The organism is Streptomyces sp. NRRL F-6676 (assembly GCF_000725625.1).
Lineage (GTDB): Bacteria > Actinomycetota > Actinomycetes > Streptomycetales > Streptomycetaceae > Streptomyces.
Genome location: NZ_JOHS01000011.1, coordinates 25,693 through 46,314 on the forward strand (window position 1 = coordinate 25,693; position 20,622 = coordinate 46,314).

At 71.5% G+C, this 20,622-nt stretch carries 19 protein-coding genes; 11 read left to right on the forward strand and 8 right to left on the reverse strand.

Features of this window, described 5'->3' with window-relative positions; genetic code table 11:
- Window positions 1–41 precede the first annotated feature (41 nt).
- Entirely contained in the window at window positions 42–851 is an 810-nt protein-coding gene (locus IO29_RS10905; protein WP_051707479.1) for a MaoC family dehydratase, read from the reverse strand.
- Window positions 852–1,493: 642 nt separating this feature from the next.
- On the opposite strand from IO29_RS10905, the gene IO29_RS10910 reads away from it, so the two are divergent.
- Complete coding sequence (locus IO29_RS10910) at window positions 1,494–3,401, forward strand: AMP-dependent synthetase/ligase (protein ID WP_030379740.1); 1,908 nt, start codon at window positions 1,494–1,496, stop codon at window positions 3,399–3,401.
- 48 nt (window positions 3,402–3,449) lie between these two features.
- On the opposite strand, the gene IO29_RS10915 is transcribed toward IO29_RS10910, so the two are convergent.
- The 4 genes from IO29_RS10915 to IO29_RS10930 all read right to left on the reverse strand — a co-directional run bounded on the left by IO29_RS10915 (window position 3,450) and on the right by IO29_RS10930 (window position 6,831).
- Window positions 3,450–3,899 (reverse strand): imidazolonepropionase-like domain-containing protein, encoded by a 450-nt coding sequence (locus IO29_RS10915; protein ID WP_030379741.1) that lies wholly within the window; start codon window positions 3,897–3,899, stop codon window positions 3,450–3,452.
- A 22-nt stretch (window positions 3,900–3,921) separates the two neighbouring features.
- Window positions 3,922–5,121, reverse strand: a complete 1,200-nt coding sequence (gene mqnC, locus IO29_RS10920; protein WP_030379742.1) for a cyclic dehypoxanthinyl futalosine synthase — start codon at window positions 5,119–5,121, stop codon at window positions 3,922–3,924.
- A gap of 81 nt (window positions 5,122–5,202) precedes the next feature.
- Window positions 5,203–5,931, reverse strand: a complete 729-nt coding sequence (locus tag IO29_RS10925; RefSeq protein ID WP_030379743.1) for a prepilin peptidase — start codon at window positions 5,929–5,931, stop codon at window positions 5,203–5,205.
- 54 nt (window positions 5,932–5,985) lie between these two features.
- Window positions 5,986–6,831, reverse strand: coding sequence for a menaquinone biosynthetic enzyme MqnA/MqnD family protein (locus IO29_RS10930; RefSeq protein WP_030379744.1), 846 nt, complete (start codon window positions 6,829–6,831; stop codon window positions 5,986–5,988).
- 300 nt (window positions 6,832–7,131) lie between these two features.
- On the opposite strand from IO29_RS10930, the gene IO29_RS10935 reads away from it, so the two are divergent.
- Window positions 7,132–7,335 carry a cold-shock protein gene (locus IO29_RS10935; RefSeq protein ID WP_030379745.1) on the forward strand — a complete coding sequence of 68 codons (204 nt, stop codon included), beginning with the start codon at window positions 7,132–7,134 and terminating at the stop codon, window positions 7,333–7,335.
- Window positions 7,336–7,448: 113 nt separating this feature from the next.
- Here IO29_RS10935 and IO29_RS10940 read toward each other — a convergent pair whose 3' ends face one another.
- Complete coding sequence (locus IO29_RS10940; RefSeq protein WP_030379746.1) at window positions 7,449–8,492, reverse strand: chitinase; 1,044 nt, start codon at window positions 8,490–8,492, stop codon at window positions 7,449–7,451.
- 252 nt (window positions 8,493–8,744) lie between these two features.
- Between IO29_RS10940 and IO29_RS10945 the strand changes: the two genes are divergently transcribed.
- From IO29_RS10945 to IO29_RS10960, 4 genes are all read left to right on the forward strand, one after another.
- A complete protein-coding gene (locus tag IO29_RS10945; RefSeq protein WP_030379747.1) occupies window positions 8,745–9,134 on the forward strand; it encodes a hypothetical protein in 390 nt (129 codons plus the stop codon).
- A gap of 19 nt (window positions 9,135–9,153) precedes the next feature.
- Complete coding sequence (locus tag IO29_RS36490) at window positions 9,154–11,571, forward strand: bifunctional polysaccharide deacetylase/glycosyltransferase family 2 protein (protein ID WP_030379748.1); 2,418 nt, start codon at window positions 9,154–9,156, stop codon at window positions 11,569–11,571.
- A complete protein-coding gene (locus IO29_RS10955) occupies window positions 11,568–12,968 on the forward strand; it encodes an acyltransferase family protein (RefSeq protein WP_030379749.1) in 1,401 nt (466 codons plus the stop codon). The genes IO29_RS36490 and IO29_RS10955 overlap by 4 nt, the downstream gene beginning before the upstream one ends.
- Window positions 12,969–13,037: 69 nt before the next feature.
- A complete protein-coding gene (locus tag IO29_RS10960) occupies window positions 13,038–13,733 on the forward strand; it encodes a demethylmenaquinone methyltransferase (RefSeq protein ID WP_030379750.1) in 696 nt (231 codons plus the stop codon).
- Between the two features lie 38 nt (window positions 13,734–13,771).
- Here the strand turns inward: IO29_RS10960 and IO29_RS10965 are convergent, their stop codons facing one another.
- Window positions 13,772–14,104, reverse strand: a complete 333-nt coding sequence (locus tag IO29_RS10965; RefSeq protein WP_030379751.1) for a PASTA domain-containing protein — start codon at window positions 14,102–14,104, stop codon at window positions 13,772–13,774.
- A gap of 204 nt (window positions 14,105–14,308) precedes the next feature.
- Between IO29_RS10965 and IO29_RS10970 the strand changes: the two genes are divergently transcribed.
- Window positions 14,309–15,598, forward strand: coding sequence for a geranylgeranyl reductase family protein (locus IO29_RS10970; protein ID WP_030379752.1), 1,290 nt, complete (start codon window positions 14,309–14,311; stop codon window positions 15,596–15,598).
- Window positions 15,599–15,885: 287 nt separating this feature from the next.
- Here the strand turns inward: IO29_RS10970 and IO29_RS10975 are convergent, their stop codons facing one another.
- Window positions 15,886–16,698 carry a C40 family peptidase gene (locus IO29_RS10975; protein ID WP_030379753.1) on the reverse strand — a complete coding sequence of 271 codons (813 nt, stop codon included), beginning with the start codon at window positions 16,696–16,698 and terminating at the stop codon, window positions 15,886–15,888.
- 802 nt (window positions 16,699–17,500) lie between these two features.
- Here IO29_RS10975 and IO29_RS10980 point away from each other — a divergent pair.
- The 4 genes from IO29_RS10980 (at window position 17,501) to IO29_RS10995 (ending at window position 20,595) form a co-directional block, all read left to right on the forward strand.
- Window positions 17,501–17,860 (forward strand): NADH-quinone oxidoreductase subunit A, encoded by a 360-nt coding sequence (locus IO29_RS10980; RefSeq protein ID WP_030379754.1) that lies wholly within the window; start codon window positions 17,501–17,503, stop codon window positions 17,858–17,860.
- Between the two features lie 13 nt (window positions 17,861–17,873).
- Window positions 17,874–18,428 carry a NuoB/complex I 20 kDa subunit family protein gene (locus IO29_RS10985; protein WP_030379755.1) on the forward strand — a complete coding sequence of 185 codons (555 nt, stop codon included), beginning with the start codon at window positions 17,874–17,876 and terminating at the stop codon, window positions 18,426–18,428.
- Window positions 18,425–19,222: an NADH-quinone oxidoreductase subunit C gene (locus IO29_RS10990; RefSeq protein ID WP_030379756.1), complete on the forward strand. Its 798-nt coding sequence runs from the start codon at window positions 18,425–18,427 to the stop codon at window positions 19,220–19,222. The genes IO29_RS10985 and IO29_RS10990 overlap by 4 nt, the downstream gene beginning before the upstream one ends.
- Window positions 19,223–19,284: 62 nt before the next feature.
- Window positions 19,285–20,595, forward strand: coding sequence for an NADH-quinone oxidoreductase subunit D (locus IO29_RS10995; RefSeq protein WP_030379757.1), 1,311 nt, complete (start codon window positions 19,285–19,287; stop codon window positions 20,593–20,595).
- Window positions 20,596–20,622 lie beyond the last annotated feature (27 nt).

A 20,622-nucleotide genomic window follows, 5' to 3' on the forward strand; every position in this document is an offset into this window, starting at 1 on the left:
GCCTTCCTGGCCCCTGTTGGCCCTCGCCGCGGTCGGGCGGGTCAGCCGTTCGTCCTCGGTGCCGGATGGGTCGACGGTTCGACCGTGCCCGTGACGTGCAGCCGTTCGCCGGTGCGGAGTTGGAAGCGGCCACTGCCGTCGGTCGCGTGGACGACGGTGTCCGGGAGCAGCACCGGCGCCCTGAACTCCGCCCGTACGCGCAACGGTTCGCCGACGGGCTGTTCGGCCAGACAGCGGGCGGCCGTCCACATGCCGTGTGCGAGGGGGCGCGGGAAGCCGAACAGGCGGGCGGTGAGCGGGTGCAGATGGATCGGGTTGCGGTCGCCCGAGACCGCCGCGTACCGCCGTCCGACGTCCGCGCCGAGCCGCCACTCGGCGGTGGCGGGGAGGAGGGGCGGGGGAGCGGGGCGCGCGGGGGTCCCCGCGCCGGCGGGCGTGCGGTGGCGGGCCAGATAGGTGCTGCGCGACTCCCAGACGGGGCGGCCGTCGGCCCGCGCCTCGGTCACCACGGTGGCCTCCGTGCCGCGCCGGTGCGGCGTCAGGCCCTCGACGTGCACGGCCAGTTCGTACGCCGTCTCGGTGTCCAGCCGGCGCCGCTGGACGATCTCGAGCGAGGTGTGCACCAGGCCGAGCAGCGGCAGCGGGAAGCGACGGCCGCTCAGGAGCCGCATGGCCAGGGGGAAGGCGAGCACGTGCGGGTACGTCACCGGCAGCGCGTCGGCGCCGGTGGCGAACCCGCAGATCCGCTCGTACGCGGCGAGCCGGGCGAGATCGATCCGCACCCCGGGCACCACGAGCCGGGTCCGGGACGGCACGGCGTCCGGCCGGGGCCGCTTGAACGGCGAGAGCAGCGCCCCCCGGAGGTAGGAGGGGAGGAGGGCGGGGGCGGAGGAGAGGGCGACGGTCGTGGGAGTGGGAGTGGGAGTGGGAGTGGGCGTGGCTGCGGCTGCGGCTGCGGTGGTGGGGGTGGGTGCGGGCTCGGTGGGTCCGGTGGGGGGTGCGGCGGCTGCGGCGCGGGTGGGGTCTGTGTGGCCGGTGGTCTGCACGGGATCTCCGGGAGCGGTGAGACGGGCCGAGGGGGGTGGTGGGGCGCGGCGGGGCGACATTGCTTACTCCGGAGTCAGGTTACCGGCGGTAAAGTCGAGGGGAAACGGCGCGGGGAGGGGAAGGGGGGCGCGTGGGACGAGGCGCACTCCCCGTGGGTCAACGCACACACCCCCGGTGCCGTACGCCCCCCGAAACACCACAAGGTCCACACCGAGGCGCAATACGATCGCCGCGCGACACCGGTAACGCCCGGTGACGCCTCTGTGCCCGGCCGCGGCACCTCTCGCGGGTGAACGCACGGGCCCCCGCGGTCCGTACCCGCACACGTAAGAGGTGTTTCGTCGCCGAACGCCCAGGAGCCGCTCGTGTCCACCCCGCACCCCGCCCCGCCCGTGTCCGCCGCCGCCCGCTCCGGCCCGTACGCCGGCGCGTACGCCGTCCCGCCCGTGCCGGGCCTCGACCGCGCCCGGGCCGGCGCCCCCGTACTGGTGGAGCCGGAGCTCAAGCGGCTGGACGGCGTCGTCCGGGAGGCGGCGGTGCCGCCGCTGGCCGCCCCGGTCACGCACGGCTCGCTGGCCGACATCCCGTTCGACAACGCCTCCGCCGCCCCGGAAGAAACCGTTCTGCGCCGCCGTACCGACGCCTCCGGCGGCTGGACGGACGTGCCGGCGGCGCGGTTCGCCGCCGAGGTGCTGGCGCTGGCGAAGGGGCTGCTCGCCGAGGGGCTCGCCCCCGGCGACCGGATCGCCGTCATGGCGCGCACGACGTACGAGTGGACCCTGCTGGACTTCGCCGCCTGGGCGGCGGGCCTGGTCACCGTCCCGGTCTACCCCACCTCCTCGCCCTTCCAGGCGCGCTGGATCCTCCAGGACTCCGGCGCGGTCGCCCTGGCCACCGAGACGACCGCGATGGCCGCCGCCCTCGGCCCTGAGCGCGACCGGCTCCCCGACCTGCACCACCTCTGGGTCTTCGACAAGGGCCATCTGGACCGGCTCGCGGAGCTGGGCCGTGCCGTGCCCGACCAGGAGGTCGCCGTCCGGCGCGGCGTCCTCGGCCCGGACTCGCTGGCCACCCTCGTCTACACCTCCGGCACCACCGGCCGGCCCAGGGGCTGCGCCCTGACCCACGGCAACTTCCTCGCGGAGGTCGACAACGCGGTGGAGCTGCTGCACCCGGTCTTCCGGGCGCAGCACAGCGAGGAGCCGTCGGTGCTGCTGTTCCTGCCGCTGTCGCACATCTTCGGCCGGATGGTCGCCGTCGCCTGTCTGCGCGCCCGCGTCACCCTCGGGCACGCGCCCAGCCTGCGCACCGACGACCTGCTGGCGGACCTGGCGGGCTTCCGGCCGACCTGTCTGCTGGCCATCCCGTACATGTTGGAGAAGGTGTTCCACTCGGCCCGCGCGAAGGCCGAGTCGGGCGGCCGGGCCGCCTCGTTCGACCGGGCCGCCTCGGTGGCCGAACGCTACGGGGAGGCGGCGGAGGCCCGGCAGCACGGCACCGGGGGCGGCCCCGGCCGGGCGCTGCGGGCGGCCCGCGCGCTCTACGACCCCCTGGTCTACCGCCGCATCCGCACCGCGATGGGCGGCAGGGTGCGGTACATCATCTGCGGCGGCTCACCGCTGGGCCGCCGGCTCGCCGCGTTCTACGCCGGCGCCGGCATCCAGATCTTCGAGGGGTACGGCCTGACGGAGACGACCGGTGCGGCCACGGTGACGCCCCCGCTGCGGCCCCGGCTCGGCACGGTGGGCTGGCCGCTGCCGGGCACGCGGGTGCGGATCGCGGCCGACGGCGAGATCCTGCTCGCCGGGGGCCATGTGTTCCGCGGCTACTGGGACCCGCACGCGGGCGGTGTCGTGCCGGGCACCGTCGAGGGCTGGCTGCCGACCGGGGACCTCGGCGCCCTCGACGACGAGGGCCATCTGACGATCACCGGCCGCAAGAAGGAGATCCTGATCACCGCGGGCGGCAAGAACGTCGCCCCGGCACCGCTGGAGAACTGGCTCCGCTCGCATCCGCTGATCTCCCAGTGCATGCTGCTCGGCGACCGCCGCCCGTTCGTCGCCGCGCTGATCACCCTCGACCCGGACGGCATCACCCACTGGCGCCGGATGAACGGCAAGCACGGAGTCCCCCCGGAACTCCTCCTGGACGACCCCGACCTGCACGCGGTCCTCCAGCGCGCCGTCGACGAGGCCAACCGTCTGGTCTCCCGCCCCGAGTCCATCCGCCGTTTCCGCGTCCTCCCCGGCGACTTCACGGAGTCGGCGGGCCATCTGACCCCGTCGATGAAACTCCGCCGCACGGAGATCTCCCGGGACTTCGCGGCGGAGATCGAGGAGCTGTACGCGCTGTAGCGGACTCGATCCGGCTCGCGGGAGGCCGGCCGCGCGCCCCCGCGGACGTCAGCGGCGGCGGTGGAGCAGGCGCCCCGCGCAGACCGTGGCCTGGCACTCGCCCTCCGCCGTGCGGACGGTCAGGTCGGCCCGGTGGCCCGGGGTGAGGGGGAGCGGGGGGCGCGCGGCGGGGAGGACCGTCACGCCGCTGCGGGCGGCGGCCGCGCGGAGGCCGGGGGTGGGGGTGTGCGCGGCCGTCACCGCCACCGCGCCCCGCTTCAGCACCTCGTGGACCTGTTCGCGCGGGCTCGGGGCGTCCGGGAGCGGGCCCTCGTGCGTCAGCCCCGGGCCCAGCGTGCCGGACCAGCGGCGCACGCGGGCCGCCGGATACCGCGCCGTCAGTTCCGCGAGCGTGCCGACCGCGGCGATCCGGTCGCCCTCGACGGCGACCGCGCCGTCCGCGACCGGCTCCGCCTCCCACGTGACGCGCAGCGCGTCCGCCGCGTGGATCGTCAGCACGGGAACACGCCCTTCCCCAGGGTCAGTTGGACGCCAGCAGCTTCAGCTCGGGGTGGGCCGTGCCGCCCGCGATCGCCGTGGAGGAGATGTGCGAGACGACGCGCTCGTCGACCGGGTCGTTGGCCGGGTCGTCGTGCACCACGAGGTGCTCGTACGTCGTGGCGCGCTGCGCCGGGACGCGGCCCGCCTTGCGGATCAGGTCGATGATCTCCAGGCGGTTGGAGCGGTGCTTGGCGCCGGCCGAGGAGACGACGTTCTCCTCCAGCATGATCGAGCCGAGGTCGTCCGCGCCGTAGTGCAGCGAGAGCTGGCCGACCTCCTTGCCGGTGGTCAGCCAGGAGCCCTGGATGTGCCGGACGTTGTCCAGGAAGAGGCGGGCGATGGCGATCATCCGCAGATACTCGAAGAGCGTGGCCTGGGTGCGGCCCTTCAGGTGGTTGTTCTCGGGCTGGTAGGTGTACGGAATGAACGCGCGGAAGCCGCCCGTGCGGTCCTGCACGTCACGGATCATGCGCAGGTGTTCGATGCGCTCGGCGTTGGTCTCGCCGGTGCCCATCAGCATCGTCGAGGTGGACTCCACGCCCAGCCGGTGCGCGGTCTCCATGATCTCCAGCCAGCGCTCGCCGGACTCCTTCAGCGGGGCGATCGCCTTGCGCGGCCGCTCCGGGAGCAGCTCGGCGCCGGCGCCCGCGAAGGAGTCGAGGCCGGCGGCGTGGATGCGGGTGATCGCCTCCTCCACCGTCACCCCCGAGATGCGGGCCATGTGCTCGACCTCGCTCGCCCCCAGGCTGTGGATGACGAGCTGGGGGAACTCCTTCTTGATGGCCGCGAAGTGCTTCTCGTAGTACTCCACGCCGTAGTCCGGGTGGTGACCGCCCTGGAACATGATCTGCGTGCCGCCCAGTTCGACGGTCTCCGCGCAGCGGCGCAGGATGTCGTCGAGGTCGCGCGTCCAGCCCTTGTCGGTGTCCTTCGGGGCGGCGTAGAAGGCACAGAACTTGCACGCCGTCACACAGACGTTGGTGTAGTTGATGTTCCGCTCGATGATGTACGTCGCGATGTGCTCGATACCGGCGTACTTGAGGCGGCGGGCGGAGTCGGCGGCGGCGCCGAGCGCGTGCAGGGGGGCGTCGCGGTAGAGGGCGAGGGCCTCTTCGGGGGTGATGCGTCCACCCGTGGCGGCGCGGTCGAGGACGGGCTGAAGGTCGGCCTTCTCGGTCACCGGGGGTGTCCCTTTCGTCCAGGGGTGGGGCGGACCGGTCAAGCGTACGCCAGCGGGTTCGCCCGGGGATTTCCGGGCGCCCTAGGCCGCGTACGCCCCCATGAGCAGGCCCGCGTAGGCGCCCGCGATCAGGAACGGGCCGAACGGGATGGCCGTACGGCGGGTGGCTCCGCGGGTGAGGACGAGGACGAGGCCGTAGAGACCGGCGAGGAGGAAGCCGGTGAAGGTGCCGAGCACCACCGTGCCCCAGCCGTACCAGCCGAGGACGGCGCCGAGGCCGGGGGCGAGTTTGACGTCCCCGAAGCCCATGCCGTCGGGGTTGACCAGGAAGAGCAGGAAGTAGCCGGCGCCCAGGACGAGCGCGGCGAGCAGCGCGGTGCGCCAGCGGCCCGCGTGCTCGGGCAGCACGGCCGCCCCGCCCAGCAGGGCGAGCGCGAGGACGGCGAGCGGCAGGGTGAGCACGTCGGGGAGGCGCTGCACCCGGAAGTCGACGATCGTCAGCAGCACCCCGGCGGGGGCGAGCAGCAGCCACACGGCGAGTTCGGGCCGGGTCCCGGCGGCGAGCGCGAGCGCCGCGCACACCAGGGCGGTCACGGCGCACACGAGGGCGCCTCCGGGGCCGTACGCCCCGCCCTGCGGGCAGCGCGCGCGGCCGAGCCAGCCGCCGATGCGGTGCCCCTCGGGGCACCGGTCCCGCCACGGCTCGCCGGCCGCCACCGACAGCCGGTACGCGAGCCGGGGCACCAGGGCGCCCGCGCCCGCCCCCCACAGACCGGCAACACCCACGACCGCCCACCCCACGGCATCCACGCCCCCACAGTAGAGCGCGGGGCGGACGCCGGGGGAGCGGTGCCGGACGGGCGCTCAGTCCAGCAGTTCGATCTTCACGTCCGCCGGGAAGCCCGTCGTCGGGCCGACCCGGCGCGCGAACTCCGTGACCGCCTCCAGCTGCGGGCCGCCGAACCGGAAGTCCAGCGTCGTGAAGTACCGTTCCAGCACCTCGGCGTCGAACGCCTCCCAGCGGGCCGCCTGCTCGGCGACCTTGCCGACCTCCTCCAGAGAGAGGTTGCGCGAGGCGAGGAACGCCTGGTGCACCTGGCGGGTGAGCTCCGGCTCGCGCTCCAGGTACTCCCTGCGGGCCGCCCACACCGCGAAGACGAACGGCAGCCCCGTCCACTCCTTCCACAGCGCGCCCAGATCGTGCACGGCCAGGCCGTACTTCGGCCCGTCGTGCAGATTGGCGCGCAGCGCCGCGTCGCCGATGAGGACGGCGGCGTCGGCCTCCCGCATCATCAGGGCGAGGTCGGGCGGGCAGGTGTAGTACTCGGGCCGGACCCCGAACCGCTCGGCGAGCAGCAGCTGCGCCAGCCGCACGGAGGTGCGTGAGGTGGAGCCGAGGGCGACACGGGCGCCGTCCAGCTGCTCCAGCGGCACCTGGGAGACGATCACGCAGGACATCACGGGGCCGTCGCAGCCCACGGCGATGTCGGGGAACGCGACGAGGTCGTCGGCGTTCTTCAGGTACTCGACGAGGGTGACGGGGCCGACGTCGAGCTCGCCCGCGACCAGCCGCTCGCTGAGCTTCTCGGGGGTGTCCTTGGTCAGCTCGAGGTCGAGGAGCGTCCCGGTTCTCGCGAGCCCCCAGTAGAGGGGCAGGCAGTTCAGGAACTGGATGTGGCCGACGCGCGGCCGGATGCGAGAATTGTCCACATCGCGAGACTAGACCCCGTCCACGGGGGCGCGGCCCCTGGGGGTAGGGGGCCGTTCCGGTCAATCGGCCTCCGGGCTCTTCAAACATCCGGGTGACGTGATCTTGCTCCCTGTTGCATCCCGGTGCCTGCGTGCTAGGCTCGCAGCAAGTTGCAGTTTGGTTTCCCTTGCAGTACAGAGCCTGCGGAGCATGTGACCGCGGGCTCTCGTCGTTTTCAGACGTATGCAGTTGTGCGGCATTTAGTTTTCACAATCGCAGGGTTCTGGAGCAGGGCGACCCTTTGGGCCCAAGGAGGGCTTATGGCTACCGGAACCGTGAAGTGGTTCAACGCCGAAAAGGGCTTTGGTTTCATCGCCCAGGAAGGCGGCGGCCCGGACGTCTTCGTCCACTACTCCGCGATCAACGCGAACGGCTTCCGTTCGCTTGAGGAGAACCAGCAGGTGAGCTTCGACGTCACGCAGGGTCCGAAGGGCCCGCAGGCGGAGAACGTCACCCCCATGTAGGTTCCTCGGCCCGATCCGGACCCGACGAGCAGTACCCAAGGAGCCCCCGCACCGTCAGGCGCGGGGGCTCCTGCCTTTCCGGCCCCGACCGGCCGCCGGACGCGGGCGCGCCCTCACCCCGAGAACGCCTCCGCGAAGTCGCCCCGCCCCTGCTTCACCCCGCTACAGTCCGTCGCCGCGTTTCCGGCGGACGCGGAGCCGTCCTCGCACCTCTGGTCCCGGAACGTCGACCACATCGACACCCAGGCCACCTCCTTCCCTTCCGCGAACGTCCGCACCTGCTTCGCGTCCGCGAGCGTGAACGTCTCCCCGTCCACGTCGTTCACGCCGAGCATCGACGTGAGCGCCAGTCCCCGCCATGCCGCCTTCGACGACAGGCCGAACACCTTCTCCAGTTGATCGTGCGCGGCCCGGGCCGAGGTGATCGCGTAGTCGCCCATGTCCCCGGTGTAGGAACTCCCGTAATTCATCGTCATGATGTTGACCGTGGAGACCTGAACCCCGTGGTCATTGGCGGACTCCAGCAACGCCACTCCGTCCGTCTCCAATCCCGACGGCATCACGGGCAACGTGAACGACACCGACAGACCGGCGCGCTCCTTCTGAAGCAGTGCGATCGCCTCGGAGCGCAGTGCGACCGAGTCCGAGTCGGCCAGTTCGTCGCCCTCGATGTCGAAGTCCGCGAGGGTGGTGCCCGCCGCGTCCAGCGCGGCCCCGTACGCCTTCGCGAGCGCGGAGGCGCTGTCGCAGGTGGCCGCCAGCTCCTTCCCTGAGGACCCGCCGAAGGAGACCCGCACCGCGGCCCCCGACTCCTTGAGCGCCTCGATGCGGGACTTCACCGCCGTGTTGTCGAGGGCGTACTCGCCGTTCCACTTCGGGGCGCAGTCGTCGCCGTCGGAGATCACGAAGGCGAGGTTGTACGCCGAGGGCGACCCGGCCGTGTCCATGTCCACGGCGGTGGTGGCGCTCACATACGGCGCGTAGGACGTCGGGGACCCGCCCGACGAGCCGTCCGCGTCCCCGGCGCCCGCCGAGGGGGCCGCGTCCGAGCCGCCGCCCGCGGACGAGGAGGAGTCCCCGTCGCCGGCGGAGCACCCGGCGCAGGCCAGCGCCACCAGGCAGACGAGCCCGGCGGCCGGCCTCAGGAAACTCCTCATCGCACACGCACCCGCTTTCGTGATGTCCGCCCCCGTCTCAGGACGGTGATTTCCGTCTCGTCGCCGGGAAACGGAAGGGCATTCCGACCGTCCCGGGCATCGCGAAGAGTAAATGAAGCACACGCCGCTGTGCCGCCGATGACAGAAACGGTTCGCTTCACCCAGGGAACGGACAGGTTCGGCGGTTTTTCCTGGCCGGCTCACAACTCATCCAGAGTTTGGGTCACATAAACGTCTTCTACCGTCTGGGGAATGCAATCCGAGTCCGCCATCGAAAGCCGTGCCGCCGCGCCCGCCGCGCGCGGTCGCCGCCGCAAACGCGGCAACGGGTCCGGCGAGGGGCCCGTGTTCGTCGACACCTCCGGGCGCAGGGCGAGACTGCTGCGCCGGCTCGGCCTGCTCCTCGGCGCCGTCTGCCTCGGCTACGCGGTGGTGCTCGGCATGGCCTTCATGGGCTGGGGCCTGTCCATGAACCCGTCCTCGCTGCTGCCCTTCGGCGACGGCGGCCGGGCGGGCTCCGCGCCCGGCGGCAACGGCCCGCGGGGCGGCCTCGCGCCCACCGGCGCCCCCGGCACCGGAGCCCCGCCCGCGGGGGCGCCGAGTGGTGCGCCGTCCCCCTCCGCGTCCGCCACCGCCCACTGACCGGAGAACCCCGACACCCATGACCACGACGACTTCCCGCGGCCGCCGGCGCGCCCCCTCCCGCATCGAACGCGCGGCCGGCCGCGCGGCGGCCCTGCAACGGCCGCGCGTGATCCTCGCCCTGCTGCTCCTGCTCGGCCTCACCAGCGTGATGCTGCTCGACGGCTATCTGCGCGCCGAGGTCGGGGGCGACGAGCGCGTACGGGACGACGCCGCCTACGACAAGGTGCCCGAGAAGGTCCTCGACGGCGGCCCGATCCTGACCTTCCGCGACGGCAAGCCCGTCAGCCGGTCGATACCGGAGAAGACCATCGTCCTCACCTTCGACGACGGCCCGACCCCCACGTACACGCCGCAGGTGCTGAAGGTCCTGGAGAAGTACGACGTCCCGGCCACGTTCTTCCTCGTGGGCTCGATGGTCTCCCGCTATCCCGGCGTCGTGAAGACGATGGTGGAGCAGGGCAACGAGGTCGGCATCCACACCTTCACCCACGTCGACCTGTCGTACCAGAGCCAGTCGCGCATCCGGCGCGAGATGCAGCAGACCCAGCTGGCGCTCGCGGGCGCGGCCGGGGTGACGACGACCCTGTTCCGGGCGCCGTACTCCTCCGAGCCGGACGCGATCGACAACTACAGCTATCCCGTCTACAAGGAGCTCGGCGCCGAGGGCTACACCAGCGTCTTCGTGGACACCGACAGCGACGACTGGAAGAAGCCGGGCGTCGCGAAGATCGTGCGGTGGGCCACGCCGAAGAAGAACAAGGGCGCGGTGGTCCTGATGCACGACGCCGGCGGCGACCGCAGCCAGACGGTGAAGGCGCTCGGCGCGTACATCCAGAAGATGCGGAAGAAGGGCTACACCTTCACCACCGTCAGCGGCGCCATGGCCGCGAACGCGGCGGCGGAGCGGGCGGAGGCCAACGGCGGCTCCGGGGCCGGCTCCGGGTCCGGCTCCGACTCCGGGTCCGGCGCCGAGAACGGCTCCGGCACCGGTTCCGCCAACGGTTCCGGTCCGGCCGTCGCGGGAGGACAGCAGTCCGGTGGGGAGCAGTCCGGTGGGGAGCAGTCCGGTGGGGAGCAGCCCGGTGGGGAGCAGCCGGGTACCGAGGGCGGCGGCGGCACCGCGACGGCCGCCGTCGAGCAGAGCGCCCAGCACAAGGCGACCGGCATGACCCTCTACGAGGGCAAGGCGCTGGTCTACGCGGTCGCGGTCGCCGAGTGGACCGTGCCGGTCCTCGCGGGCGGCCTCACCGTCGTCGGCGTCGCGGTGATGGGCCGCTTCGGGATGATGCTGATCCTCGCCCGGCGCCACTACAGACAGCGCAACAAACGCCGGTTCGGCTGGGGGCCGACGGTCACCGGACCGGTGAGTGTGATCGTCCCGGCGTACAACGAGAAGGAGTGCATCGCCAACACGCTGCACTCGCTGGCGCGGAGCACCCATCCGATCGAGATCGTCGTCGTCGACGACGGCTCCACGGACGGCACCGCGGACATCGTCGAGTCCCTCGGGATGCCCAACGTCCGCGTCATCCGCCAGGAGAACGCGGGCAAACCGGCCGCGCTCAACAACGGTGTGTGGAACGCGCGTCACGACATCGTCGTGATGATGGACGGCGACACCGTGTTCGAACCGGACGCCGTGCACCAGCTCGTCCAGCCGTTCGCCGACCCGGAGGTCGGCGCGGTCGCGGGCAACGCCAAGGTCGGCAACCGCGACACCGTGATCGGGGCCTGGCAGCACATCGAGTACGTGATGGGCTTCAACCTCGACCGCCGGATGTACGACCTGCTGCGCTGCATGCCCACCATCCCGGGCGCGATCGGCGCGTTCCGGCGGGACGCGGTGATCGGGGTCGGCGGCATGAGCCACGACACGCTCGCCGAGGACACCGACATCACCATCGCGCTGCACCGCGGCGGCTGGCGGGTCGTCTACCAGGAGCACGCCCGCGCCTGGACCGAGGCGCCCGGCTCGCTGGGGCAGCTCTGGTCGCAGCGCTACCGCTGGTCGTACGGGACCATGCAGGCGCTGTGGAAGCACCGCAAGTCGCTCACGGACAAGGGGCCTTCGGGGCGGTTCGGCCGGGTCGGGATGCCGCTGGTGGTGCTGTTCCAGATCGTCACGCCGGTCTTCGCGCCGCTGATCGACGTGTTCACCGTGTACGCGATGATCTTCGTCGACTTCAAGGCGTCCCTGCTGGCGTGGCTGGCGGTGCTCGGCGTCCAACTGGTCTGCGCGGCGTACGCGTTCCGGCTGGACAAGGAGAAGTACCGGTACCTGCTGATGCTGCCGCTCCAGCAACTGGCGTACCGGCAGATGATGTACCTGGTGCTGATCCACTCCTGCGTCACCGCGCTCACCGGCGGCCGGCTGCGCTGGCAGAAGCTCAAGCGCACCGGCGAGGTCGGCACCCCGGCGGGGGCGGGCCGATGAGCTGGGGGGAGCAGCAGCAGGGGGGTTACGGGTACGGGCAGGGGCACGGCGGGCAACCGGGGCCCGACCCGTACGGGTACGGCCCGTACGGGTATGAGCCCTTGGACCCGCAACAGCCCTCGGACCCGCATCAGCCTTCGGGCCCGTACCAGCCCTCGGACCCGCACCAGCCCTCGGACCCGCACCAGCCGTCGTACGCGCCGCAGGCCTCGTACGCGCCCTTCGCGGCGGCCCCGGAGACGGCCGCCGCGCCCGTCGCCGACACGGCCGAGTTCGAGGCGCCGCCGGCGGTGGCCGAGCCGGTGGCCGATCCCCTGGCCGATCCCGTGGCCCCGGTCGCTCCCGACCCCCCGTCGCCCCCCGGGCGGGACCGCTATTTCGACTCCCTCCGCGCGGCCGCGCTCATCCGCGTCGTCACGTATCACACCTTCGGGTGGGCCTGGTGCGGCATGGTCTTTCCCTCCATGGGCATCATGTTCGCCCTGGCCGGCACCCTGATGGCCAAGTCGCTTCAGCGCCCGGCGCTCACGGTGATCCGCGGCCGCGTCCGCCGGCTGCTGCCGCCCTTCTGGTTCTGGGGCGTCTTCGTCGTGCTGGCCATGCTGATCCACGGCTGGATGCCCGGCCGGCAGATCGTCTACTGGGTGGTCCCGCTCGGCGACCCGCCGGGCAACGCGTGGGGCGAGCAGGCCTGGGAGATCCTCTGGTACCTGCGCACGTATCTGTGGTTCGTGCTGCTCTCCCCGGTCCTGCTGCGCCTCTTCCGCCGGGCGCCGCTGCCGGTGCTGTTCCTGTCCCTCGTGCCGGTCGTCGTGTTCCAGTTCGCGTGGGACCCGGGCGACGACCGCTTCGGCACCGCCCTGTGGGACCTGGCGACGTACCTCTTCTGCTGGATCCTGGGCTTCGCGCACCGCGACGGCGTCCTGGAGCGGCTGAGACCGGCGGCCGTCGCGCTGTGCTCGCTCGCGGCGGTCGGCTACGGCGGCTGGTACGCGTTCGCGCACCAGGCCGCCGCGGGCGGCACGTACGACCTGGACGAGATCCCGCTCGCGCAGGCGTTCTGGTCGGCCGGGTACGTGCTGCTGCTGATGTGGGCGAAGGCGCGGTTCCGCGTCGACTTCGCCTGGCTCACCCGGTACCGGCGGCTGGACCGGACCGTGACCGTCTTCAACGCGCGCGCGGTCACGGTCTACCTCTGGCACGAGATCGCGCTGATCCTCGCGGTGCCGCTGATCGACCAGTTCTGGAACGTCCCCGCGTTCGAGAAGTACCTGCCACTGGAGAGCCAGTGGTTCATGTTCGGCATCGGCTGGCTCCTGCTCGCCGCGTTCGTGCTGGTGTGCGGGTGGGTGGAGGACGTGGCGGCGAAGAAACGGCCGCGACTGCTGCCCGGGTGAAAGGGCCGGGCCCGGTGCGGCCCCGGGGCGCGTCCGGGCCCGGCCGGCCCGTGCTGCCACAATGGCCGGGTGACCCGCGCATCCCTGAACAAGCAGCCGCACGAAGTCGCGTCGATGTTCGACGACGTGGCGGAGCGGTACGACCTCACCAACGACGTCCTCTCGCTCGGCCAGGACCGGGTGTGGCGCAAGGCGGTGGCCCGGGCGGTCGACGCGCGCCCCGCGCAGAAGGTGCTGGACCTCGCGGCCGGTACGGCGACGTCGTCGCTGCCGTTCGCGCGGACCGGCGCGTACGTCGTCCCCTGCGACTTCTCGACCGGCATGCTGCGGGTCGGCAAGCAGCGGCACGCCTGGCTGCCGTTCACGGCCGGGGACGCGACGAGGCTGCCGTTCAAGGACGACACGTTCGACGCGGTGACGATCTCCTTCGGGCTGCGCAACGTGCAGGACACGGACACCGCGCTGCGCGAGATGCACCGGGTGACGAAGCCGGGCGGCCGGGTCGTGATCTGCGAGTTCTCGCACCCGACGTGGGCGCCGTTCCGCACGGTCTACACCGAGTACCTGATGCGGGCGCTGCCGCCGGTGGCGCGGTCGGTGTCGTCCAACCCGGACGCGTACGTCTACCTCGCCGAGTCCATCCGCGCCTGGCCCGACCAGGCCGCGCTCGCCGCCCGCCTGGCCGGGGCCGGCTGGTCGAAGGTGGCCTGGCGGAACCTGACGGGCGGCGTGGTGGCCCTGCACCGGGGCTTCAAGGCGAAGTGAGGCCCCGGGGGGCCCGGCACGCGCTCAGCGAGGAACGCTCAGCGGATGAACAGGGACTCTCCCGGCTCGTCCAGCTCCCGCCGCATCCCGCCCGGCGGCGGGACCGGCCGCCGCGGCTCCCGTACGCCACCGCCGCCCTCGCCCTCGCCGAACTCGAACCAGACGGTGACCACGGCGCCGCGCGGGACCTCGGTGCCGGGCGGCGGGTACTGGCGGACGACGTAGTCGACGACGGTCGTCATGGCGAAGTCGGGCCGGTCCGGAGCGGAGAGCAGCACGCCGTGCTCGGCGGCGCTCTCCCGGGCGTCCACGGCCATCAGCCCCACGAGACGCGGAACCCGCACGTCGGGTGTTCCGGGTGTTATACGCACAGCTGTCACCCCCAGCGGTACCCCCAGGGTAAGCGCGCGAGGGTCCCGGCCGGAAGCGCCGGGCACCGTTCCGTGACAGACGGTCACGCAGGGTGACCGCCGCTCCCCGCGCCCCTCGACCGTTTCGGCCAACACCCCTGAATAGACTGCCCCTGTCCACCGCCGAGCCCCGGCATCCCACCCTCGAGCCTCGGGGAGACCCACGTGACCGAGCCCCAGCCCCTCACCGAACACACCGCCGATGTGATCGTCGTCGGGGCCGGACCCGCCGGTTCCACCACCGCCTACTACCTCGCCAAGGCCGGCCTCGACGTCCTGCTCCTCGAGAAGACCGCCTTCCCTCGCGAGAAGGTCTGCGGCGACGGCCTCACCCCCCGCGCCACCAAGCAGCTCGTCGCCATGGGCATCGACATCTCCGAGGAGGCCGGCTGGCTCCGCAACCGGGGCCTGCGCATCATCGGCGGCGGCGTCCGCCTCGAACTCGACTGGCCCGACCTCGCCAGCTACCCGGACTACGGACTCGTCCGCAAGCGCGACGACTTCGACGAGCAGCTCGCCCGCCAGGCCCAGAAGGCCGGCGCCCGCCTGTACGAGCGCTGCAACGTGGGCGCCCCGATCACCGACGACCGCACCGGCCGCATCACCGGCGTGCACGCCAAGCTCGGCGAGGAGAAGAAGGAGGTCACCTTCCACGCCCCCCTCGTCGTGGCCGCCGACGGCAACTCCACCCGGCTCTCCCTGGCGATGGGCCTGCACCGCCGCGAGGACCGTCCGATGGGCGTCGCCGTGCGCACGTACTTCACCTCGCCCCGCCACGACGACGACTACCTGGAGTCCTGGCTGGAGCTGTGGGACCGCCGCGGCCCCCAGGACCGCCTGCTGCCCGGCTACGGCTGGATCTTCGGCATGGGCGACGGCACGAGCAACGTCGGCCTCGGCGTCCTCAACACCTCCGCCGCCTTCAAGGAGCTCGACTGGCGCGAGATCCTCAAGGCCTGGTGCGCCTCGATGCCGGAGGACTGGGGCTACACCCCGGACAACATGACGGGCCCGATCCGCGGCGCCGCCCTCCCCATGGCCTTCAACCGCCAGCCGCACTACACCAAGGGGCTCCTCCTCGTCGGCGACGCGGGCGGCCTGGTCAACCCGTTCAACGGCGAGGGCATCGCGTACGCCATGGAGTCGGGGCAGATCGCCGCCGACGTCATCGTCCAGGCGCACGCCCGGGCGACCCCCGCCCAGCGCGAGATCGCGCTGCGCCGCTACCCGCAGGTCCTGAAGGACACCTACGGGGGCTACTACAACCTGGGCCGTGCCTTCGTAAAGCTGATCGGCAACCCGAAGGTCATGCAGATCGCCACGCAGCGCGGGCTGACCCACCCGGTGCTGATGAAGTTCACCCTCAAGCTCCTCGCCAACCTCACGGACCCCACGGGCGGCGACGCGATGGACCGCATCATCAACGGCCTGTCGAAGGTGGCCCCGAAGGCGTAGGGCCTGCCAGAGGCATCCAGAGCACAGGAAGCCCTCCGGAACCCCGCAGAGGGGCTCCGGAGGGCTTCTGGGCGCCCTGACAGGGGCGCGGGGAACCGCGCGAAACGGAGCGAAGCTCCGTAGGGGGGTCCGGGGGCGCAGCCCCCGGGGAGGGAATGGGAAGGGGTGGCGGGGGCGAGCCCCCCGGGCACAACGGAAGCCACCACCCCCGGGGGAAGGGGCGGTGGCTTCCGTCCGTCAGGACATCAGGGCGTCAGGACATCAGGACGTCAAGACGCCGCACACGCTCAGAGCACCCGCACCGCACCGCTCGGCGGGTCGTAGGAAAGCGGCCGCTCGACAACGCCGGTGGACGAGTTCTGCGCGCCGACGAACATGCCGTCGCCGACGTAGACCCCGACGTGGTACGCGCTGCCCGCGCCACCCCAGTACAGGATGTCGCCAGGCTGGAGATTGCTCAGCGAGACCTGGGTGCCGGCCGTCGACTGGTCCTGCGAGACGCGCGGCAGGCTGATGCCCACCTGCTTGAAGGCGGTCTGCACCAGACCGGAGCAGTCGTACGCCGACGGACCGGTGGCACCGGAGACGTACGCCTTGCCGACCTGCGCCTTGACGAAGGCGACGACCGCCGCCGCCGACCCGGTGGCCGTGGACGAGGACGTGCTGGTGGCCGTCGAGGCGGTCGTGGCGAGGGTGGTGCGGTCCGAGGAGCGAGAGGCGGACTCGGCGGTCTTGCGCGCGGCCTCCGCCTTGCGGTTGGCCTCCGCCTTCGCCCTCGCCTTCTTCTTGGCGTCGGCGAGGTCGTCCTTGGCCTCCTTCGCGGCCTTGGCGGCGGCGTCGTCGCGCTCGGCCCGCAGCTGGTAGTTGGCCGCCGCCTGCTGGGTGGCGTCCGCGGACTGCGCGATCTGTTCGGCGAGATCGGCCGTGAGCGTGGGCAGCTCCAGTGTCTGCGTCACCGGCTCGGCCGCGCTGGCCTGGGCCGAGGCACCGGCCACTGCCAGGGTGCTGAGCACACCACCGGCGACTCCGGCCCGCACCGCGACCGTGGACGCGTTGCGGCGGGGTTTCCGGTGGCTTCGTATGTGAGCGGTGTGGGACATGGGTCTAAGCGGTACCAGGGGCTCCTCCATACCTTCAAGAAACGTGTGCTCCGCCACAGTTGTTCAATCGAGACCTTAATTTCCTCCGGCGCGGCCCTCATTGACGCCGTAACGGGCATAGCGGGCGCAGTCGATCAAGCTCGTGATCATGGACTTTCGCTGTTACGCCCGAATTGCCCCGCACCTACCATCGGTTGGGACAGTTGGCCAAGCCCGGTTCTTGGGCGCCCGCCGCGGGTGTGGCGCAGGTCACAGGGTGAGTGGCCGTCAGAAGGAATGCGGCGCCGCGCGCCGGTGGAGCGTCCGCCGGCCCCGCCCTCGGTGCCGGCCGCGCCCGCCCCCGGCGCCCGGCCGCTCGTGAATGCGGGCACATGTCCGCATCCGTCACCAATGCGACCCCCCGCTCACGCCCACGCGTGAACAGGCCCCTCTATCAAGCGATCTGGCGTCGCGCCAATTTGCCTTGGACGGCGGCTGCTTGATAGAGGGGCTACCGCTGTGACCTGCGCCGACGAGCGGAAATGTCACCTCTTGGTGATCGTCCGGATGCTTCGCGTACGAAGATCACCGCTCATCCGACTTGATGATCCTTCGCCGGGTGGTGGAGATCACAAAGTACATGCTGACCCCCGTGTCGCAGATCACAGACCCCCGGGCATAGGATGCGGGGCAGTTGGGCTTGTGACCTGCTTCACATGAACGCGATCTTCGTCGGAACGGGTGGGGAGAGCGGGACGGGAAAAGGGGCCGCGAGCTCGGCGAACCGCCAGCAGTCAGTGCCGACTGAGAGGAGCGAGGAGCGGTGAACGCGTATGCGCCCATCCTCGTACTGGGAGCCCTCGGGGCAGGCTTTGCGATCTTCTCCGTGGTCATGGCCACGCTGATCGGTCCGAAGCGGTACAACCGCGCCAAGCTCGAGGCCTACGAGTGCGGGATCGAGCCGACCCCCACGCCGGCCGGCGGCGGGCGCTTCCCCATCAAGTACTACCTGACGGCGATGCTCTTCATCGTCTTCGACATCGAGATCGTCTTCCTCTATCCCTGGGCCGTCACCTTCGACTCCCTGGGGATTTTCGGGCTCGTGGAGATGCTGCTCTTCGTGCTCACCGTCTTCGTCGCGTACGCGTACGTATGGCGGCGCGGCGGCCTGGAATGGGACTGAGGGGCCAAAGGACATGGGACTCGAAGAAAAGCTGCCGAGCGGCTTCCTGCTGACCACCGTCGAGCAGGCCGCGGGCTGGGTGCGCAAGTCGTCGGTCTTCCCGGCGACCTTCGGACTGGCCTGCTGCGCCATCGAGATGATGACCACCGGGGCCGGCCGCTACGACCTGGCGCGGTTCGGCATGGAGGTCTTCCGCGGCTCGCCGCGCCAGGCGGACCTGATGATCGTCGCGGGCCGGGTCAGCCAGAAGATGGCGCCCGTGCTGCGGCAGGTCTACGACCAGATGCCCAACCCGAAGTGGGTGATCTCCATGGGCGTCTGCGCCTCCTCGGGCGGCATGTTCAACAACTACGCGATCGTCCAGGGCGTCGACCACGTCGTCCCCGTCGACATCTATCTGCCCGGCTGCCCGCCGCGCCCGGAGATGCTGATGGACGCGATCCTCAAGCTCCACCAGAAGATCCAGCACACCAAGCTCGGCGTGAACGCCGAGGAGGCGGCCCGCGAGGCGGAGGAGGCGGCGCTCAAGGCCCTGCCCACGATCGAGATGAAGGGGCTGCTGCGATGAGCGACGCGAAGAGCACGCCGGGTGACGGGAAGAACGCGTCGCCCGGTGACGCGAAGGCCGCCGGCGCCGCGGACGCGCCCAATCCCGAGAAGGAGCTGTCGGCCGAGAACCTCCCCGGCCGGCGTGGCCAGGGCGGCGAGGAGATCCGCGTCCAGCGCGGCATGTTCGGCGCCAACAACGGCGGCGACACCTCCGGTTACGGCGGGCTGGTCCGCTCCGTCCGGCTCCCCGGGGCCTCGAACCGCCCCTACGGCGGCTGGTTCGACGAGGTCGCCGACGAGCTGGAGGGCGCCCTGGAGGAACAGGGTCTCGTCCCCGGCAACGTCATCGACCGCACGGTCGTCGACCGGGATGAGCTGACCTTCCACATCGAGCGCGAGTTCCTGCCCGCCGTCGCGAAGACCCTGCGCGACGACCCGGCGCTCCGCTTCGAGCTGTGCACCGGCGTGAGCGCCGTGCACTACCCCGGCGACAAGGGCCGCGAGCTGCACGCCGTCTACCACCTGCGCTCGCTCACCCACAACCGGCTGATCCGGCTGGAGGTCAGCGCCCCCGACGCCGACCCGCACATCCCCTCGCTGGTCCCCGTCTACCCGACCAACGACTGGCACGAGCGCGAGGCGTACGACTTCTTCGGCATCGTCTTCGACGGCCACCCCGCGCTGACGCGGATCATGATGCCGGACGACTGGCAGGGCCATCCGCAGCGCAAGGACTATCCCCTCGGCGGCATCCCCGTCGAGTACAAGGGCGCCCAGATCCCGGCTCCGGACCAGCGGAGGTCGTACTCGTGAGCACTCCCAACCCGTCACCCGGCCACCACCCCTCATCGAGTCCCTCCGGGACCGCCTCCTCGATGGCATCAGCACGTGAGACCACCGAAGGCACCGTCTACACGGTGACCGGCGGCGACTGGGACGAGATCGCCCAGAGCGCCGTGAAGTCCGACGACGAGCGCATCATCGTCAACATGGGCCCCCAGCACCCGTCCACGCACGGCGTGCTCCGGCTCATCCTGGAGATCGACGGCGAGACCGTCACCGAGGCCCGCTGCGGCATCGGCTACCTCCACACCGGCATCGAGAAGAACCTCGAATACCGGACGTGGACCCAGGGCACCACGTTCGTGACGCGCATGGACTACCTGACGCCCTTCTTCAACGAGGCCGCCTACTGCCTCGCCGTGGAGAAGCTGCTCGGCATCGAGGACCAGATCCCCGACCGCGCCACGATCATCCGCGTGCTCCTGATGGAGCTCAACCGGCTCTCCTCGCACCTGGTGTGCATCGCCACCGGCGGCATGGAACTGGGCGCGACCACGATCATGATCTACGGATTCCGTGATCGTGAACTCATTCTCGACATCTACGAGCTCATCACGGGCCTGCGCATGAACCACGCGTTCATCCGCCCCGGCGGACTCGCCCAGGACCTGCCCCCCGGCGCGGTGGACCAGATCCGCGAGTTCGTGAAGAAGATGCACAAGAACCTCCCGGAGTACGACAAGCTCGCCACCGGGAACCCCATCTTCAAGGCCCGCATGCAGGACGTCGGCTACCTCGACCTCACCGGCTGCATGGCGCTCGGCGCCACCGGCCCGATCCTGCGCTCCACCGGCCTGCCGCACGACCTGCGCAAGTCGCAGCCCTACTGCGGCTACGAGACGTACGACTTCGACGTCCCCACCGCCGACACCTGCGACTCCTACGGCCGGTTCCTGATCCGCCTGGAGGAGATGCGCCAGTCGCTCCGGATCGTCGAGCAGTGCCTGGACCGGCTGGAGCCCGGCCCGGTCATGGTCGCCGACAAGAAGATCGCCTGGCCCGCCCAGCTCGCCCTGGGACCGGACGGCCTGGGCAACTCCCTGGATCACATCAAGAACATCATGGGCACCTCCATGGAGGCCCTGATCCACCACTTCAAGCTGGTGACCGAGGGCTTCCGCGTCCCGCCGGGACAGGCGTACGCGGCCGTCGAGTCCCCCAAGGGCGAACTCGGCGTGCACGTCGTGTCCGACGGCGGCACCCGCCCCTACCGGGTCCACTTCCGCGACCCGTCCTTCACCAACCTTCAGGCCATGGCGGCGATGTGCGAGGGCGGCCAGGTCGCCGACGTCATCGTCGCCGTCGCGTCCATCGACCCCGTGATGGGAGGCGTCGACCGGTGACCACCACCCCCTCGAAGGGCGTTGGCC

Excerpts from the sequence above, each read along its gene's own strand:
- IO29_RS10935 (WP_030379745.1), top strand. The coding sequence starts at position 7,132 with ATGGCTACCGGAACCGTGAAGTGGTTCAACGCCGAAAAGGGCTTTGGT.
- IO29_RS10940 (WP_030379746.1), bottom strand. The coding sequence starts at position 8,492 with ATGAGGAGTTTCCTGAGGCCGGCCGCCGGGCTCGTCTGCCTGGTGGCG.
- IO29_RS10945 (WP_030379747.1), top strand. The coding sequence starts at position 8,745 with ATGCAATCCGAGTCCGCCATCGAAAGCCGTGCCGCCGCGCCCGCCGCG.
- IO29_RS36490 (WP_030379748.1), top strand. The coding sequence starts at position 9,154 with ATGACCACGACGACTTCCCGCGGCCGCCGGCGCGCCCCCTCCCGCATC.
- IO29_RS10955 (WP_030379749.1), top strand. The coding sequence starts at position 11,568 with ATGAGCTGGGGGGAGCAGCAGCAGGGGGGTTACGGGTACGGGCAGGGG.
- IO29_RS10975 (WP_030379753.1), bottom strand. The coding sequence starts at position 16,698 with ATGTCCCACACCGCTCACATACGAAGCCACCGGAAACCCCGCCGCAAC.
- IO29_RS10985 (WP_030379755.1), top strand. The coding sequence starts at position 17,874 with ATGGGACTCGAAGAAAAGCTGCCGAGCGGCTTCCTGCTGACCACCGTC.
- IO29_RS10990 (WP_030379756.1), top strand. The coding sequence starts at position 18,425 with ATGAGCGACGCGAAGAGCACGCCGGGTGACGGGAAGAACGCGTCGCCC.
- IO29_RS10995 (WP_030379757.1), top strand. The coding sequence starts at position 19,285 with ATGGCATCAGCACGTGAGACCACCGAAGGCACCGTCTACACGGTGACC.